Source organism: Pantoea sp. X-Soil-MYKO-1289 (assembly GCF_059730625.1).
This window is the reverse complement of record NZ_AP036004.1, coordinates 2,001,076-2,018,109: the sequence shown is the minus strand read 5'-3', so window position 1 is coordinate 2,018,109 and position 17,034 is coordinate 2,001,076. Positions and strand designations below refer to the sequence as shown.

Sequence of the window (17,034 nt, the reverse complement as noted above, 5' to 3'; positions counted from 1 at the left end):
CTTAATGATGCGCAGGCGAACCATTAGGCTGGTAATTTGATGCCTGCCTCGTGCGCAACGCCCGGCCAGCCTACCCGCTTTAAGTTCGGCACCGATCTTGCTTATCCCTTGCAGACCCTATTCATGCAGGAGAGGCACCATGCAGCCGAGTCGCTATCGTTACGTTATCTTTTCCCTGTTGTTCTTTGTCGCGCTGATCAACTACATCGATCGCGGCGCGCTGTCGTTTGCCGCTAACGCCATCTCTCAGGAGTATCAGTTCAGTAAAGTGCAGCTGGGCGCGGTATTGGGCTATTTCGGTTTCGGCTATCTGTTCGGATCGCTGTGCGGCGGATTCCTTGCGGATCGGCTCGGCACGCGCAAGGTCTGGCTGATGGCGGGTGTGCTCTGGTCGCTGCTGGAGATCGCCACCGCCTGGGCTGGCGATCTGGGCATGGCGCTGTTCGGCGGTTCGGCGATTATGGGCTTCGCCGCCCTGCGCATTCTGTTCGGCTTCTCCGAAGGCCCTGCTTACGCGCTGATGAACAAAGCCATCGCCCACTGGGCGCCGGATAACGAGCGCGGCTTCGCGCTGAGCATCGGCCTGCTCTCCACGCAGGTAGGATCGCTGCTGACCGCGCCGATTGCGGTCGGCCTGCTGCTGCTGACCCACGACTGGCGCATGATGTTTATTCTGCTGGGCCTCTTCTCGCTGCTGGCGATGCTGCTGTTTGCGCGCACCTTCAACGACGCTCCGGAGCTGCACCCCGCGGCGAATGCGGCAGAGCGCGCGCTGATCCGCGACGGTCAGCGTCAGGAGGCGCACGCCGATACGCCGCTGCCCTGGTGGCGTTTCTTCACCAGTCGCACCCTGGTGTGCAATGCTCTCGGCTACTTCTCCTTTCTCTATATCACCTTTACGCTGGTGACCTGGCTGCCGAAATATCTGCAGGACAGCTTCCATTACGATCTCCATTCGCTCTGGTACGTGGCGATGATCCCCTGGAGCGGCGCCTGCCTGACCGTGCTGCTCGGCGGCCGTCTCGCCGATCGCCTGCTGGCGCGCTTCAATAACCTGCGGGTGGCGCGCAACCTGTTCGCCGCCGTGACGCTGCTGGGCACCGCCTGCTGTTTTATGGCCATTCCGTATGCCGGATCGGCAACGGCGATTATTGCGCTGATGACGCTGGGCAACGCGCTCAACGCTATGGTGAACAACGTTTACTGGTCTGTGGTGATCGACGTGACGCCGAAAGCCTCGGTCGGCGCCTTTAGCGGCATGACGCTGGCGATCGCCAATCTCGCCGCCATCGTCTCGCCGATGCTGTGTGGCTGGCTGGCGGAGTACTACGGCTACAATGCGATGTTTACCGTCACCGCCGTTATTGCGCTGGGCAGCATGCTGGCGATGACGCTGCTGCAGCCGGAGAAACCGCTGCAGCCGCACAGCGCCGGCGGCGTGGCGCAGCAGGCGCTGTAACCTCTGGCGGCGCGCTACAGCTGGTTGCGCGCCACCACGCTCTGCAGCCCTTCTCTTGCCTTCACGCGCTGCGCAATCGCCCACAGCTTCGGCGCGCTGGCCTGGAACCAGGCCTCGCGCGGCTGCCAGCGCACCAGCACCGGCAGGTAGGCGTCAAGCAGCGTGATGTTATCCCCCAACAGAAAGGCGCTGTCGCCGAGCTGCGACTCGAGCCAGCGATAGGCCTCTTCGCGGTGGGCGTCGGTGCTCTGTTTCAGCTCCTGCGCGCCCGCGGCGGTCCAGCGCTGCGGATAGTCGCCGTAGGTAAAGGTGGGATAGACGGCGGCGACCAGCCACACCAGCCAGTGGTAAAAACGCGCGCGCTGCGGATCGCCGTGAGGCGGGATCAGCCCAGGATGGCGATCCGCCAGCATCAGCGCAATGGCGGCGCTCTCCGTCAGCACCGCGCCATCCTCGCTTTGCAAGGTCGGCACCTGCCCCAGCGGGTTAAGCGCCAGCAGCCGATCGCGCGCCTCGCCCGGCCGATCGAAGCCGGAAACATCCACCCAGCGATAGGGTTCGCCGCAGAGGCCAAACATCAGCTCGCTGATGGCCGAGCCCCAGCCCGGTGCGCCATAGAGCGTGAACATAGCGCTCTCCTCATGTGGTTGCGATGCGGTAAGTGTAGTCAGCCGTGGCGATCGCAGAAGCGCGCGATGTCGCCGGACTGGAAATCAGCCAGGTTCGCCATCAGCTTCTCCAGCGGCCATTCCCACCAGGCAATCTGCCGCAGGCGCGCGGCGATCGCGGGCGTAAAGCGCATGCGGATCGGTTTCGCCGGCACGCCGCCTGTAATGCTGTAGGGCGCAACATCTTTCGTCACCACCGCGCCCGCCGCCAGCACCGCGCCGTCGCCGACCGTCACGCCCGGCAGCACAATCACGCCGTGGCCAATCCAGACGTCGTGGCCGATAATAACGCGCGCGGCGCGGCGGTCGGCGAAAAAGCCGCTGTCGCGCGTCGCGCTGGCGTCGTAATACTCCGGGCAGTAGGTAAAGCGATGCTGCGAGGCGCGATCCATCGGGTGATTGGGCGCGCCGAGGCGCACATGGTTGGCGATAGCGGTAAAGCGGCCGATCTGCGCGTCCGCCACGTGGCACTGTTCGCCGATATAGGAGAAGTCGCCCAGCGTGCTGTATTCGAGGTAGCTGTGCGCCAGGATTTCGCACTGCCGCCCGACGGTGGTGTCGCGCAGGCGTACGCTGCTGTCGATAAAGGTCTGCTGCAGTCGGGCGGAAGAGAGAGCGTGCAAAGACATAGAGGCCTCGTCTGGTCGGATGTCTGGATAAGCAGCGCGCGCGGCGCGGCGGAAACAGCGCTGACGGTAACGGGCGAAGATGACAGGCAAAAGACAGTGTGGTTGCGGCGGGACGGCGCGACGAAAAAGGCGGAGTGGTTAGCTCCGCCTTTATTCAAGTTCCGGCTAGTGAGCCTGGCCGGTCAGTTGCAAAAGGGCAACGATGATCTGCAAGATGACCCGGATAAGATCCAGGAGCAATCTAATCAGTTCCATCACTTTCCTTCTCCTTCAACAGGAGCGCGCTGTTCGGCTACCGAGGCTTTGACTCTACCCGCCGGGCGCCTAAGCACATCTTGTGGAGAGCGCTGAGCGGCACTCGTTGCTAAAGCCACAGGCCAGCACCACCTGATGCCTGCCGGGATTTTCGAAACCGTGCCCCTGGGAGCGGCCAGTCAGCAAGTCGGCTCTGCTTCGCGCTCAACACCTGTATAACCATACAGTATTTTGGCGAAACTTGAAATATTTCTCCGCGCTATTTAGAATCGCAGGTGTGGAGAGTGCTGAGCACCTCGTTCGCGGCGCGGTCACCAGCCGTTAAGCGAACAAAAAAAGAAAGGATTTGGCCGCGACGCCAAATCCTTTTTTTATGCCTGTGAAAAACTACTTCGCGCTGACGCGCCACACCGTGTTGCCGGCATCATCCGCAATCAGCAGCCCGCCCTGCCGATCGGCGGACAGTCCGACCGGCAAACCTCTTACCTGCTTCTGATCGTCGGTCAGGAATCCCGTCACCACCGGCTGCGGCAATCCGACCGGCTTGCCGTTTTCAAATTTCACCCACACCACCTGATAGCCGTTAAGCGGCGTGCGGTTCCAGCTGCCGTGCTCGCTGACGAAGGCGCCGCCGCGATACTGCGGCATATTGTCCGCCTGGTAGAAGAGCAGCCCCAGCGGCGCGACGTGCGAGCTGAGTGCATAATCCGGCTTAATCGCCTTCTCCACCAGGTCAGGACGCTGCGGCTGCGCGCGCGTATCCACATGCTGACCGAAATAGCTGTAAGGCCAGCCGTAAAAGCCGTTCTCCTGCACCGACGTCATATAATCCGGCACCAGATCGGAGCCGATCTCGTCGCGCTCGTTGACGATAGCCCACAGCCGGTTGCTCTGCGGCTCCCACTGCAGGCCGGTCGGGTTGCGCAGCCCGGTGGCGTAAAGGCGCGTTGCGCCGCTGGCGGCGTCGACTTCCAGCACCGCGGCGCGATGGTATTCCGCGCCGATGCCGTTCTCGGTGATATTGCTGTTAGAACCGATGCCGACATAGAGCTTGCTGCCGTCCGGGCTGGCCACCAGCGCTTTGGTCCAGTGGTGGTTAATCGGCCCGCCGGGCAGATCGGTCACCAGCTGAGGCGGCGTACGGATCTCGGTTTGCCCTTCCTGATAGGGAAACTTCACCAGGCTGTCGGCGTTGGCGACATAGAGCGTATTGCCGATCAGCTGCATGCCGAAGGGCGAAAAGAGGTTCTCGATAAAGACGTGCTGCTCCCATTTGCCGTTCACGTTGCGCAGCAGCGTGATGCGGTTGCCGCCCTCGCCGCCTTTGCCTGAGGCTTTCTGCACCATGCCCATAATCAGCTGCTTGGGACGCGTGGTGGGTTTGGCCGGACCGTTGGACTCCGCCACCAGCACGTCGCCGTTCGGCAGCGTCAGCACCTGACGCGGATGCTTAAGGTTCTCCGCGATCTTCTCGATTTTCAGCCCCTGCGCCACTTTCGGCATCTCGCCCTGCTTCCACGGCACCCCTTCCGGCACCTGCATCGGCGGCATAAAGAAGTTTTTCGCCTCGGGCAGTTCCGGATTCGGCCCGATCTGCTTTTGCGGATCGAGCTGCGCGCCGCTGTCGCAGCCTGCCAGCAGCGCGGTCAGCGCCATCGCGATAAGCGTTTGCTTTTTCATCGGTGCTTCTCCTTAAGCCGTGCGCTGACGCAGCGCGAGTTGAACATTGGCGATCAGCATCAGCACCACCACGAGGGTCGACAGGATGACGCCGGACGGCACCACGGCATAAGCGTCGCGGCTGTGAACAAAGGCGTTAACGATCGCCAGCAGGATCGCCACCAGCGTAAGCCAGAAATGCGCCTTTTCCGCGCGGCGGCTGCCGCGGAACAGATCAATCAGGGCGATAAGACGCGGAAGAATGGCGATGACCAGCCCGATGGCGATAAGCCAGCTGGCGGCGTGCGTCCACTCTACGACGTAACTGTTAAGGTAAATAATGTCGAAGATCCATGCCGCCACGAAAAAGCCGAGCGGCACAGGTTCGAACAGCGTGTAAAGCGCCACGGCGAAAGCCGATCGTCCCGAAGTTCTGGTCATTATCCTCTCCCTATCATTGAGCGTTACAGCGCGTAAAACGCGCCGCGCCTGTAAAATATTAGTAAATATGAAGAAAGATGACGGAAAGATTCGGGCGATGACGCGGCGTCCCTGCCGCGCTGCGGCGATTAACGCTTGTCGGCAGGCAGGGTTACCCAGTAACCGGGCTGATAAGGCAGCGGTAAAAATTTCTCATGGAAGGCGCGGAACGTCGCGTCGGGATCGAGATCGGCGAAGAGATCGGGATGCAGCCACTTCGCCAGCGCCTGAATGGCGACGAACTGATAGGGACTGTCGTAGAACTGATGCCAGATGGCGTGCGCGTGGCCGTTGTGCGCCACCGGCAGGGTTTTAAAGGCGTCGCGCATCATCAGCATCTGCAGGCGCTTTTCCGCCTCCTTCACGTCGGCGCCCGGCCCGACCCCGACCCACTTGCCGACGGTGTTGTAGTTTTTCCAGTTCGCGCCGGTCACCACCACCACGTCGGGACGGCTGGCGATAATCTGCTCGGGGTTAAGGGTGCCGAAGGTGCCAGGAATCAGATCTTTCGCGATGTTGCTGCCGCCTGCGATCTCCACCATCTGGCCAAAGTTTTCGTTGCCGAACGACATGCAGCACTCATCGGTGTAGCCGCCCGCGCGGTCAATCATCACCCTGGGACGCGTGCCGTGAAACTCTTTCAGCCGCGCGGTGACGCGCTCAATCTGCTGACGGCGAAAATCGATAATCGCCTGCGCGCGTTCCGGCTTGTTCAGCAGCTCGCCCATGATGCGAATGCTTTTTTCCGCGTTGACCATCGGCGCTTCGCGGAAATCGATAAACACCACCGGGATGCCGACCGCCTGCAGCTTCTCAATCAGCTTGCCTTCGTCGGTCGCCGCTTTCGACTCCAGGTTCATCAGCACCAGATCGGGCTTCAGCGTCAGCGCCTGCTCGACGTTAAAGGTGCCGTCTTTGGCGCCGCCGAAGGTCGGCAGCGTTTTGATTTGCGGATAGCGCTTTTCATACGCCTGGTAGCCGTCCCAGTCCGCCTTATGAAAATCGTCGCGCCAGCCTACGACGCGCTGAAAAGGCGCGTCAGTGTCGAACGCCGCCAGCAGATAGATCTGCCGCCCCTCGCCCAGAATAATGCGTTTCGACTCGGCGGCGACTTCAACCTGACGGCCCGCCACGTCGGTGATGGTTTTGGCCGCAGCCGTTCCCGCGATGCACAACAACCCCAGCGCTAACATCCATTTCTTCATTGATTAACCCATTCAAACGATAATGATAATTATTTATGTAAAGCGCCGTTACTATCACGCAAAATGGGTTAAAGGAAAAGAGGCTGGGAAAAATCTTTTACCGGCTGTCGAGCAGGCCCAGCTCGCGCCGGTCGTGGCTGCAGAACAGCGTCACCTGCGCGTCGGTTTGCAGGGAGAGCGCGCGCAGCCGCTGCTGGTTGGCGCGCCAGGCGTCGCGATCGCTGCACATCATCCACTGGTAGAAGCGCAGGCCTGGCGTGCAGTGGCGCTCCGCCTGCCGCATCTCCTCGCGGTAGAACCAGGCGTCGCCGCCGTGCAGCAGCCAGCCGTCGCCCTGCCGCACCGCAATGCCCGCGTGGCCCAGCGTGTGGCCGGGCAGCGGCACCAGCAGCACTTCGTCGTTGAGATCGTCGATCGCCCTCACCGCATCGAAGCCGAACCAGCGTTCGCCGCCGGCGGCGTAGCCGCGCCAGCCGCTGTGGTTGCCCCACTGCTGCGGCCGGAAGCGCTGCCGCTGCAGCCAGCTCTGGCGCTGCGGCGCGGTATCCAGCTCCCGCTGCAGCAGATGCACGCGCGCCTGCGGAAAGTCGCTGATGCCGCCTGCGTGATCGAAGTCGAGATGCGTCAGGATGATATGGCGCACATCCTCCGGCTTAAAGCCGAGATCGACGATCTGCTGCCAGGCGCTGAGCCTGCGGTCGAACTGAATATTGTTGAACAGCCGGAAAAAGCCCGACAGGCGGCCGGGGTGCGCCATATCCTGCAGGCCGATGCCGGTATCCACCAGCACCAGCCCGTGCGCGTCGGTTTCCAGCAGCAGACAGTGGCAGCTGAGGTGCGCCAGCGGCGAGCGGCTGAATCCGTCGTAGAGCGCGCCGCCGAGGGGACACATACAGCCGCAGTTGAGGTGATGAACGCGCATGGTTTCCTCCTTGCCTTTCGCCGTAGCGGCTAAAAAGCCGGTTAATGATGAACGGGTTAATTAAACAATAATGGTCAGCCCTGCCGCATCTGCAAGCGTGAGCGGCACAATGGGCTGCGCATTTTCCCAGTGCGGCCTTGCTCACAAAGCAGCCAGGCTTCGTGAATCTGTTCACATCACCCTGTGCGGCTGCCCTAATTTACGGCTGCATTTACCTCGCTTTGGCTAATGCGTAAACAATCCGTGAGCGCTAGATTACGAAATGAAACATCGTTTCACTTTTATTTCACATTCAGCGAGAGCCGTCGCATAAGGAGCCTGTGCCGTGAAGATCAGCGCCATTGAAGTCACCCAGTTTACTTATCCCAGCAGGCGTCATGCCGACAGCGCAGGACACTCTCATCCCGGCGAGGAAACCGAGGCGCAGATGGCGCTGCTGACCCTGAGCACCGAAGACGGCCACAGCGGCTACGCCTTCGCGCCGGCGGAGGTGATCCGCCCGCACGTGGTCAACGCCTTCTTCCGCAAGGTGCTGATCGGGCAGAACGCCATGGATCGCGAACGGCTGTGGCAGGATCTGGCGCACTGGCAGCGCGGCAGCGCGCATCAGCTCACCGAGCGCGCCCTTTCCGCCGTCGAGCAGGCGCTGTGGGATCTTATCGGCCGCCGGCTGCAGCAGCCGGTGCACAAGCTGCTCGGCGGCTATCGCGAACGGGTGCCCGCCTACGGCAGCACCATGTGCGGCGACGAGCTGCCCGGCGGGCTGGCGACGCCGGACGACTATGCGCGCTTCGCCGAAACGCTGGTGGCGCGCGGCTATAAAGCGATCAAGCTGCACACCTGGATGCCGCCGGTGGCGTTCGCTCCCAGCCCGCAGATGGATATCAGGGCCTGCGCCGCGGTGCGCGAAGCGGTCGGCCCGGACATCGCCCTGATGCTGGACGGCTACCACTGGTACAGCCGCAGCGAGGCGCTCACCATCGGCAAGGCGCTGGAGAAGCTGAATTTTAGCTGGTTCGAAGAGCCGATGGAGGAAGAGAGCATGGCCTCCTACGCCTGGCTGGCGGAAAACCTCAGCATCGACGTGCTGGGCCCGGAGAGCCTCGGCGGCAAGCATCACAGCCGCGCCGACTGGGTGCGCGCCGGCGCCTGCGACATTCTGCGCGCCGGCGCTAACGGCGTCGGCGGCATCGCCGCCACCATGAAGGTCGCCAGCCTGGCGGAGGCGTTCGGCATGGACTGCGAAGTACACGGCAACGGCGCGGCCAGCCTGGCGGTGGTCGGGGCGATCCGCAACTGCCGCTGGTACGAGCGCGGCCTGCTGCACCCCTTTCTCGACTATGAGCAGCCGCCGGCTTACCTCAACAGCCTGATCGATCCGATGGACGATGAGGGGTTTGTGCAGCTGCCGACCCGGCCCGGCCTGGGCGAAGATATCAACTTCAGCTGGATTGAGACCCATACGCTGAACCGCTGGTAACGCTGAGAGAGAAGTACAGCAAACAACTATAAACCTCTGACCTGCTGGACTTACTTTATGACTATCCGCACCCGCTGCGGCGCGTGGCTCGCCACGCTGCTGCTGCTGGCGGGCAGCGCATCGCTTCAGGCGAATACGCCTGACGACCAGCTGATCGTCGGCATGAATATGAACAATCTGCTTACGCTCGATCCCGCCGCGATGACCGGCAACGAAGTGGTCGGCATCGTGGTTAACCTCTATGACGGGCTGGTGGAGCTTGATCCGCAGCAGCTGACGCGCGTGCGCCCGGCGCTGGCGGAGAGCTGGCGCATCAGCCCGGACAACAGCACGCTGACCTTTCGGCTGCGCGACGGCGTGCGCTTTCACTCCGGCAATGCCCTGACCAGCGCCGACGCACTCTGGTCGATGCGCCGCGTGCTGCACCTTAACCTGGCGCAGGCGTCGGTGTGGAAATCCTACGGCTTCAGCAAGGCCAACGTTGACGAGATGATCGCCGCGCCTGACGCGCGCACCCTGGTTATCCGTCTGCCGAAGCCCAACGATCCCGTGCTGGTGCTCTACTCGCTCGCCGCGCTCGGCAGCATGGTGGTGCTCGACAGCAAAACCGTGCAGGCGCACGCCGTCAACAACGACTGGGGCAACCGCTGGCTCACCACCCATGAGGCGGGCTCCGGCCCGTTCCGGCTCGACGGCTGGCAGGCGAAAGATGTGCTGACCATGAGCCGTGCGCCGGACTACTGGCGCGGCGCGGCGAAGATGCAGCGCGTGGTGTTTCGTCACCTGCAGGAGTCGCAGACCCTGCGCCTGATGATGGAGAAAGGCGATCTCGATATCGCCAGCAATATGGCGATCCCCGACGTGCGCGCCCTGCGCAACGACCCCGATCTCAGCATCGACAGCGTGCAGCGCGGCACAATCTACTATCTGGCGATGAGCATGAAAGAAGCCCCTTTCGCCAACCCGAAGGTGCGCGAAGCTCTGCGCTATCTGGTGGACTATCAGGGGATCAATAAAACGCTGATGGCAGGCTACGGCGTGCTGCATCAGCGGCCGATCCAGGCCGGCATGCCCGCGACGCTGCCCGATCCCGGCTACCGGCTGGATATTGCGCGCGCCCGGGCGCTGCTGACGGAGGCGGGTTACCCCGACGGCTTCGACACCACGCTGCGCGTGCTGGCGGATCAGCCCTTTCTTAACGTCGCCATCGCCATCCAGTCGACGCTGATGCAGGCGGGGATCCGCGCGCGCATTATCACCGGCACCGGCAACCAGATCTATGGCGCGATGCGCGACCGGCAGTTCGGGCTGCTGGTGGGACGCGGCGGCAGCGGCGTCGAGCCGCATCCCCACTCCAGCCTGCGCTCGCTGGTCTACAACCCGGACAACGCCGACAGCGCGCGGCTGACCAACTTCCAGGGCTGGCGCACCAGCTTCTACGACGCGCAGCTCAACAGCATGATCGACCAGGCGCTGACGGAGCGCGACGCCGCAAAGCAGCAGCAGGCCTATTTCGCCATCCAGCAGCGCTATGACCAGCTGATCCCAGCGCTGATGCCGATTTCCCAGATGGTCGACTCGGTGGTGGTGAATAACCGCGTACAGGCCTATCAGCCGCATCCGTCCGCCACCACTTTTTTACGTGACGTCTGGAAAACGCCAGAGAGCCTGGCGGGAGGTACGCCATGATCGCCGCCCTTCCGCAGCTGCGCCGCGTCAGCCAACGCGCGACGCAGGTTTTTATTACCCTGTTCGGCCTGCTGTTGCTCACCTTTTTTATCGGCCGCGTGATGCCGCTCGATCCGGTGCTGGCGATCGTCGGCCCGGACGCCGATCACGCCACTTATCAGCAGGTTTACCACCAGCTCGGCTTCGACAAGCCGCTGTGGGCGCAGTTTGGCATCTACCTGAACGGCCTGCTGCACGGCGATCTCGGCCATGCGCTGCTGACCGGCCAGCCCGTCAGCCAGGATATTCTGCGCGTCTTTCCCGCCACGCTGGAGCTGGCAACCCTGGCGATCGTGATCGGCGCCGGACTCGGCGTGCCGCTTGGCGTGATCGCCGCGGCGAAACGCAATGGCGCGATCGATTATGCGGTGCGCGTGGTGAGCCTTGCGGGTTACTCCACGCCGATCTTCTGGGTCGGCATGATCGGTCTGCTGCTCTTCTATGCCCATCTGGGCTGGGTCGGCGGCGCGGGGCGCGTCGATTTCAGCCTGGACGGCGTGGTGCCGCGCCGCACCGGCCTGATGCTGGTGGACGCGCTGCTGGCAGGCAACGCCACGGTTTTCTGGAACGCGCTGAACCATCTGGTGCTGCCCGCGTCGCTGCTCGGCTTTCACTCCCTCGCCTATATCAGCCGCATGACGCGCAGTTTTATGCTGGCGCAGCTGTCGCAGGAGTTTATCCTCACGGCGCGCGTCAAAGGGCTGACGGAGTGGCAGGTAATCTGGCAGCACGCCTTTCGCAATATTCTGGTGCAGCTGCTGACGGTGGTGGCGCTCGCCTACGGTTCGCTGCTGGAGGGCGCGGTGCTGATCGAGACCGTCTTCTCCTGGCCGGGCTTCGGCTCCTACCTGACCGGCAGTCTGATGCTGGGCGATATGAATGCGGTGATGGGCTGCGTGCTGGTGGTCGGGCTGATTTTCGTGCTGCTCAATCTGCTCTCCGACCTGCTCTATCAGGTATTTGATCCGAGGACCAAAGTATGACGCTTTCGATCGAGACGCCGCCGGTCGGCAGAGCGCGCGAACGGCTGGCGCGCTGCCGTCGCTCTGCCCTGCGCGCCGGCCATTTCCTTCTGCGCATGGCCTGCAATCCGCTGACCGCCATCGGCGGCGGCATTGTGCTGCTGCTCTGCCTGACGGCGCTGTTCGCCCCCTGGATCGCCCCTTATCATCCGCTGGTGCAGGATCTCGACAACGCCCTCAGCCCGCCGGGCGCGCAGCACTGGTTCGGCACCGACGAGTTTGGCCGCGACATCTTCAGCCGCCTGGTGTGGGGCGCGCGCATTACGCTCTATATCGTGCTGCTGGTGTCGGTCACCGCCGGTCCGCTCGGGCTGCTGCTGGGCGTCGCCGCCGGCTATTTCGGCGGCAAGGTGGACGCGGCGCTGATGCGCATTACCGACATCTTTATCTCTTTTCCCAGCCTGGTGCTGGCGCTGGCGTTTGTCGCCGCGCTCGGCCCTGGCCTGGAGCATGTGGTGATCGCCATTACCCTGACCGCATGGCCGCCCATCGCGCGGCTGGCGCGCGCCGAAACCCTGTCGCTGCGCCAGGCGGACTTTATCTCCGCCGTGCGGCTGCAGGGCGCATCGCCGCTGCGCGTGCTGTGGCACCATATCGTGCCGCTCTGTCTGCCGTCGGTGATTATCCGCATCACCATGAATATGGCGGGCATAATCCTCACCGCCGCCGGGCTCGGCTTCCTCGGCCTCGGCTCGCAGCCGCCCGCGCCGGAATGGGGCGCGATGATCGCCAGCGGCCGTACCTACATGCTGGAGTGCTGGTGGGTGGTGACCGTGCCGGGTCTGGCGATCCTGATCAACAGCCTGGCGTTCAACTTCTTAGGAGATGGCCTACGTGACCTGCTCGATCCCCGCAGTGAGTAACGGCGCGCCGTTGCTGGACGTGCACGATCTGCACGTCGATTTTGTTAATGGACGTCATAGCACCCCGGCGGTGCGCGGCGTCTCCTTTCAGCTCGGCCGGGAAAAACTGGCGATCGTCGGCGAGTCCGGTTCCGGCAAATCCACCGTGGGCCGCGCCCTGCTGCAGCTGCATCCGGCGAAGGCGCGCATCGAGGCGGCGCGCATGCAGTTCGGCGAGATCGATCTGCTGCGCGCCAGCCCGGCGCAGATGCGCGCCATCCGCGGCAGGCGCATTTCGATGATTATGCAGGACCCGAAATATTCGCTTAATCCGGTGGTACGCGTCGGCGAGCAGATCGCCGAGGCCTGGCGCAGCCACCATCGCGGCCAGCACGCCGCCGCGAAAAAGCGCGCGCTGGAGATGCTGGAGGTGGTGCGCATTCACGAGCCTGAGCGCCTTTATCAGCGCTATCCCCATGAGATTTCCGGCGGCCAGGGCCAGCGCGTGATGATCGCCATGATGCTGATCACCGAGCCGGAGCTGGTGATCGCCGATGAGCCGACCTCCGCGCTCGACGTCTCGGTTCGCCTGCAAATTCTGGCGCTGCTGGATGAGCTGGTGAAGGCGCGCGGGCTGGGGCTGATCTTTATCAGCCACGACATCAGCCTGGTGCGCAGCTTCTGCGACCGCGTGCTGGTGATGTACGCCGGTCGCGTGGTGGAATCGCTGGCGGCGGGCGATCTCGATCGCGCGCGCCATCCCTATACGCAGGGCCTGCTGGCGGCGCTGCCGGATATCGACCAGCGCCGCAGCCGTCTGCCGGTGCTGCAGCGCCAGGCCAGCTGGCTAAACGATTAAGGAGCGCGCATGATCGCTGTTGAGAATCTTAACCTGAGCTTCGGCGAAGAGACGGCCCGAACCCAGGTGCTGTTCGACGTCGCTCTGAAGGTTAACGAAGGGGAAATTTTCGGCCTGGTGGGCGAGTCCGGCTCGGGCAAAACCACGGTGCTGAAGTGCCTGGCGGGACTGATTACCCACTGGCATGGCGCGCTGGCGATAGGCGGAGCGCCTCTCGGCCGCCGCATCGACCGCGCGCGCTGCAGGCAGGTGCAGATGGTATTTCAGGATCCTTACGGTTCGCTGCATCCGCGCCACACCCTCGGCGATATTCTGGAGGAGCCGCTGCTGATCCACGGCATCGGCCAGCGGCAGGCGCGCGTGGTGGCGATACTGGAAAAGGTCGGGCTGAATCGCGCCTGGCTGACGCGCTATCCGCATCAGCTTTCCGGCGGTCAGCGCCAGCGCGTCGCCATCGCGCGCGCGCTGATTCTGGAGCCGCGCGTGCTGCTGCTTGATGAGCCGACCTCGGCGCTCGACGTCTCGGTGCAGGCGGAAATTCTCAACCTGCTGAGCGATCTGCAGCAGCAGGCGAATCTCACCTACCTAATGGTCACGCATGATTTAGGCGTGGTGGCGCATCTCTGCCATCGCGTGGCGGTGATGCAGCAAGGACGCGTGCTGGAGACGCTCGACGTGCCGACGCTGGTGGCCGATCGCGCGGCGATGCCCTATACGCGCATGCTGGTAGCGGCAAGCCGTCACTACAATCCGGCGCTGGCGAGAGAGATGTAGGGGAAAGAGAGGCGCGCGGCGAAGGCCGCGCGCCAGGAGAGGCGTTACTGCGTAATCTGACGCACGAAGTCGGCGATTTCCGGCACCTGACCATGCTCGAACAGGCAGTGCTGCAGACGCGGGCCGCTGAGCGCGGTGCGCACCAGCTCCGGATCGAGCGCGCGCAGCGTATCGAGATAGTTCTCTTTCAGCATCGCCGCTTTTACCTGATTCAGAATGCCGGCGTTACGCACCTGCGGCTCTTTACGCTCCGGCGGATAGCCCAGCCCTTTTTCGCCGGTGAAGGCTTTTTCAAAGATAAAGCGCACATTCAGCTCCGCGCCCCAGCCGAAGCCTTTGGCGAACGGCAGCGACAGCGCGTTGCCGTTGTTGATCTGCGCGAACAGATAGGCGTCCGCCGGATCGATGCAGTAGCCGCACACCACGCCCGGATGCAGGTTAAGGGACATTAAGGCGCCCTGTCCGGTGCCGCAGCCGGCGATAACGAAATCGACCGCTTTGCTGTTGAGCAGCACGCTGGCCATGATGCCGAGGTGAATATAGGTCAGATGGTGATCCTGTTCGTCGCTCATGCCGACGTTAAAGACCTGATGGCCCAACGGCTGCGCGACGTTTTCCAGTTCTTTGCGCACGACGGCGTTTTTAGCGGCCTGGCTGTTTTCCATCATTAATGCGATTTTCATGATCTGCCCTTAAGTATTTATGAAACACCGTTTCATTTTAATCAAAAGCGGCTAAAGTGCATGAATTAATCGTCCACAGTGGCGTGAGGCGTATCACAAAAACGGCAGTCAAAGGCCGATCCGAATGAGGAGACAACATGTTTGTATATCGATCGCAGACGCAGCCTGAAGCCGCAGGCAATGGCGTGACGCGCCGCGTGCTGGCGCACGGCGGCACCATGATGGCGGTGGAAGTGACCTTTGAACAGGGGGCGGTCGGCCCCCTGCATCATCATCCTCATGAGCAGCTGACCTGGGTGCTCAGCGGGCGTTTCGCCTTCACCATCGACGGCGTCACCCAGGAGGTTGGCGCAGGCGACACGCTCTATAAGGGGCCCAACGTCGTGCATGGCTGCGTCTGCCTGGAGGCGGGCACGCTGCTGGATACCTTTACCCCGCAGCGTGAGGACTTTTTGTCGCCCGGCTAAGCGCTAGGCATGCAGGAAACGTCCGGGGAAATCAGAGGGGACGGGATGCTGCTTTTCGTAGCGGCCAAACAGCCGGTAGCGATTTAGCGCAATGCGGTTGTAGAAAAAGTCGCTAATAAAATGGGGGATCAGCAGGCCTGGCAGCGACAGCACTCCCCATGGAAACGGCAGCAGCCGCATGACGCGTAAAATAGCCTGCGCGCGGATCCAGTGACGATCGCCGTCAATCAGCACAATGGTGCGGATATTTTCATCGGGCAGGCCGGCAAAACGCAGCAGCGCCTTGCCCTCTTCGCTCTGTACTGCCGCAAACCGGATGCGTCGGGAAAGCTTCAGGCGCAGCAAGAGATTGACCCAGCTGTTACAAATTTTGCAGACGCCGTCATAGAGCACGACCTTTTCGCCGGGTTTGAGAAAGGGTGGCGTTGGCATAATCCTCTCCTTAAAGGGGCGGTTTAATTGTTAAGTACGGTCACTAATTGCCAGCGCGTCAAGCGGTGCGGGATGATAAAAAAGCCGGCCCTGAGGCCGGTAGCGGGTTAACTTTGCTGATACAAAGGCTTATCGGGGTCACAGGTTCGGGCATATGAGGGCTGCAACTGCTGCAATAGCCAGCGCTCAGCAGCGTCGATATCAAGATCAGCCGCATCCATACGCAGCACCGGACCGACGGCTATCGGCTGCGCCTGCTCCGCCAGACGACGCAGCTCTGGCAGATATTCCGCACCGGGATGGCCCGGCATCCGGTTCGACAACCGTGCCTGGTAGCGCGCCACCGCCTCGTCGGGCGAAATATCCAGCCATAGCTCCAGGGCGCGGCCTGCGCCTGCGGTCGCCAGCCCCTGTTCGAGCACGCTTTTCGGCTGAAAGCCGAACCAGGCGTCAATCAGGTAGACGCAGCCAGCGGGGGCCTGGCCGACAATTTTCCAGATTGCCTGGTAGGCCGCGCAGCCCAGCTGGCGATTGCGCTGGCGATCGACCGGCGCGAAACTCGCCATAAACGGCTCCTTCACCGCGTCGAGCGTCAGCACCGGCAGGTTCAGCCGCGAGGAGATAGCCTGAGTCAGCGTGCTTTTGCCTGAGGCGGGAATGCCGTTCACCAGCACCACCTGCTTTTGTTGCGTTGCGAGCGTCATAGGATGTCGATAACCTCCGCCACGCTGCGAGCCTGCCGTAAACGCGCCAGCGTCTCTTCATTATCCAGCAGCGAGACAATGGCGCGGATGCCCTCTTCAATATGCGCGTTGCTGTCGCGTGCACCGAACATAATGACGATATCCGCTTTGTCGCTCCCATCGAATGAGATGGGTTCCTCCAGCAGCAGCAGGCTAAAGCAATCTTTTACCACGCCTGCCTCTGGCCGCGCATGGGGGATGGCGATGCCCTCTTCAAATACGTAATAGGCACCGTGCGTCAGGGTATTGGCGATGACGGCCTCAGGGTAAGAGGCTTTAACATAGCCGCCGCGAACCAGCGGCTGCGCCGCCAGCGCAATCACTTGCCGCCAGTCGCTGGCCCTGACGCCTGTTTGAATGGCGTTGGCCTCCTGTAATACCTGTTTAATACTCATCAGGTCTCCTCAGATCGACTTGCGAATAATATTTCGCAGCTCATCCATTTTGACAAACAGCGCATCCATTTCATTGCGGTGACGTCGGCTTTTGGCAAATAAACTCAGCGCGCGGTTATAGGCCACCATTAATTGCTTCTGCGCCTCACCGTCGCGGGAATTGCTATCCAGCCGCTGCTCCAGATCCTTTATTTCCACGCTGATAGCAGCAGCTTGTCTCTCGATTTCCGCCTCATCCTGCTGGTTATCTGGCGCGGACTTTTTCATAAATCCAAACATAGCCTCTCCTGCCCCGAATCGCGCCGGGCAATGATATATGAGTGAGAATAGAA

19 protein-coding genes are annotated in these 17,034 nt (G+C 62.4%); 8 read left to right on the top strand and 11 right to left on the bottom strand.

Annotated elements, in window-relative coordinates; genetic code table 11:
• Positions 1–139: 139 nt before the first annotated feature.
• Positions 140–1,459, top strand: a complete 1,320-nt coding sequence (locus tag AC6I7Z_RS09775; protein WP_497814052.1) for an MFS transporter — start codon at positions 140–142, stop codon at positions 1,457–1,459.
• A gap of 14 nt (positions 1,460–1,473) precedes the next feature.
• On the opposite strand, the gene AC6I7Z_RS09770 is transcribed toward AC6I7Z_RS09775, so the two are convergent.
• The 6 genes from AC6I7Z_RS09770 to AC6I7Z_RS09745 all read right to left on the bottom strand — a co-directional run bounded on the left by AC6I7Z_RS09770 (position 1,474) and on the right by AC6I7Z_RS09745 (position 7,277).
• Entirely contained in the window at positions 1,474–2,088 is a 615-nt protein-coding gene (locus AC6I7Z_RS09770; RefSeq protein ID WP_497814051.1) for a glutathione S-transferase family protein, read from the bottom strand.
• A 38-nt stretch (positions 2,089–2,126) separates the two neighbouring features.
• A complete protein-coding gene (locus tag AC6I7Z_RS09765) occupies positions 2,127–2,756 on the bottom strand; it encodes a DapH/DapD/GlmU-related protein (protein ID WP_497814050.1) in 630 nt (209 codons plus the stop codon).
• A gap of 642 nt (positions 2,757–3,398) precedes the next feature.
• Positions 3,399–4,691, bottom strand: coding sequence for a PQQ-dependent sugar dehydrogenase (locus AC6I7Z_RS09760; RefSeq protein WP_497814049.1), 1,293 nt, complete (start codon positions 4,689–4,691; stop codon positions 3,399–3,401).
• A gap of 12 nt (positions 4,692–4,703) precedes the next feature.
• Positions 4,704–5,111 (bottom strand): DUF2231 domain-containing protein, encoded by a 408-nt coding sequence (locus AC6I7Z_RS09755; protein ID WP_497814048.1) that lies wholly within the window; start codon positions 5,109–5,111, stop codon positions 4,704–4,706.
• Positions 5,112–5,239: 128 nt separating this feature from the next.
• Positions 5,240–6,355, bottom strand: coding sequence for an ABC transporter substrate-binding protein (locus AC6I7Z_RS09750; RefSeq protein WP_497814047.1), 1,116 nt, complete (start codon positions 6,353–6,355; stop codon positions 5,240–5,242).
• 97 nt (positions 6,356–6,452) lie between these two features.
• The gene (locus tag AC6I7Z_RS09745) at positions 6,453–7,277 is read right to left on the bottom strand and encodes an MBL fold metallo-hydrolase (RefSeq protein WP_497814046.1); all 825 of its coding nucleotides are present in this window, start codon (positions 7,275–7,277) and stop codon (positions 6,453–6,455) included.
• A gap of 325 nt (positions 7,278–7,602) precedes the next feature.
• On the opposite strand from AC6I7Z_RS09745, the gene AC6I7Z_RS09740 reads away from it, so the two are divergent.
• The 6 genes from AC6I7Z_RS09740 to AC6I7Z_RS09715 are packed head-to-tail and all read left to right on the top strand — an operon-like array spanning position 7,603 to position 13,982.
• Positions 7,603–8,757 (top strand): mandelate racemase family protein, encoded by a 1,155-nt coding sequence (locus AC6I7Z_RS09740; protein ID WP_497814045.1) that lies wholly within the window; start codon positions 7,603–7,605, stop codon positions 8,755–8,757.
• 57 nt (positions 8,758–8,814) lie between these two features.
• Positions 8,815–10,446, top strand: coding sequence for an ABC transporter substrate-binding protein (locus AC6I7Z_RS09735; protein ID WP_497814044.1), 1,632 nt, complete (start codon positions 8,815–8,817; stop codon positions 10,444–10,446).
• On the top strand, positions 10,443–11,468 hold the full coding sequence (locus AC6I7Z_RS09730; protein ID WP_497814043.1) for an ABC transporter permease: 1,026 nt from the start codon (positions 10,443–10,445) through the stop codon (positions 11,466–11,468). Before AC6I7Z_RS09735 ends, AC6I7Z_RS09730 begins: the two co-directional genes overlap by 4 nt.
• Positions 11,465–12,370 (top strand): ABC transporter permease, encoded by a 906-nt coding sequence (locus AC6I7Z_RS09725; protein ID WP_497814042.1) that lies wholly within the window; start codon positions 11,465–11,467, stop codon positions 12,368–12,370. The genes AC6I7Z_RS09730 and AC6I7Z_RS09725 overlap by 4 nt, the downstream gene beginning before the upstream one ends.
• On the top strand, positions 12,342–13,208 hold the full coding sequence (locus AC6I7Z_RS09720; protein WP_497814041.1) for an ABC transporter ATP-binding protein: 867 nt from the start codon (positions 12,342–12,344) through the stop codon (positions 13,206–13,208). Before AC6I7Z_RS09725 ends, AC6I7Z_RS09720 begins: the two co-directional genes overlap by 29 nt.
• A 9-nt stretch (positions 13,209–13,217) precedes the next feature.
• The gene (locus AC6I7Z_RS09715) at positions 13,218–13,982 is read left to right on the top strand and encodes an ABC transporter ATP-binding protein (RefSeq protein ID WP_497814040.1); all 765 of its coding nucleotides are present in this window, start codon (positions 13,218–13,220) and stop codon (positions 13,980–13,982) included.
• A 44-nt stretch (positions 13,983–14,026) separates the two neighbouring features.
• On the opposite strand, the gene AC6I7Z_RS09710 is transcribed toward AC6I7Z_RS09715, so the two are convergent.
• A complete protein-coding gene (locus AC6I7Z_RS09710) occupies positions 14,027–14,665 on the bottom strand; it encodes an RpiB/LacA/LacB family sugar-phosphate isomerase (protein WP_497814039.1) in 639 nt (212 codons plus the stop codon).
• 137 nt (positions 14,666–14,802) lie between these two features.
• On the opposite strand from AC6I7Z_RS09710, the gene AC6I7Z_RS09705 reads away from it, so the two are divergent.
• Complete coding sequence (locus tag AC6I7Z_RS09705) at positions 14,803–15,132, top strand: cupin domain-containing protein (RefSeq protein ID WP_497814038.1); 330 nt, start codon at positions 14,803–14,805, stop codon at positions 15,130–15,132.
• 3 nt (positions 15,133–15,135) lie between these two features.
• Here AC6I7Z_RS09705 and AC6I7Z_RS09700 read toward each other — a convergent pair whose 3' ends face one another.
• The 4 genes from AC6I7Z_RS09700 to AC6I7Z_RS09685 form a co-directional block, all read right to left on the bottom strand.
• On the bottom strand, positions 15,136–15,564 hold the full coding sequence (locus AC6I7Z_RS09700) for a thiol-disulfide oxidoreductase DCC family protein (RefSeq protein WP_497814037.1): 429 nt from the start codon (positions 15,562–15,564) through the stop codon (positions 15,136–15,138).
• 107 nt (positions 15,565–15,671) lie between these two features.
• Positions 15,672–16,268: a P-loop nucleotide/nucleoside kinase family protein gene (locus AC6I7Z_RS09695; protein ID WP_497814036.1), complete on the bottom strand. Its 597-nt coding sequence runs from the start codon at positions 16,266–16,268 to the stop codon at positions 15,672–15,674.
• The gene (locus tag AC6I7Z_RS09690) at positions 16,265–16,702 is read right to left on the bottom strand and encodes a PTS sugar transporter subunit IIA (protein WP_497814035.1); all 438 of its coding nucleotides are present in this window, start codon (positions 16,700–16,702) and stop codon (positions 16,265–16,267) included. Before AC6I7Z_RS09690 ends, AC6I7Z_RS09695 begins: the two co-directional genes overlap by 4 nt.
• A 9-nt stretch (positions 16,703–16,711) precedes the next feature.
• Positions 16,712–16,981 carry a hypothetical protein gene (locus AC6I7Z_RS09685; protein WP_497814034.1) on the bottom strand — a complete coding sequence of 90 codons (270 nt, stop codon included), beginning with the start codon at positions 16,979–16,981 and terminating at the stop codon, positions 16,712–16,714.
• Between the last annotated feature and the right edge of the window lie 53 nt (positions 16,982–17,034).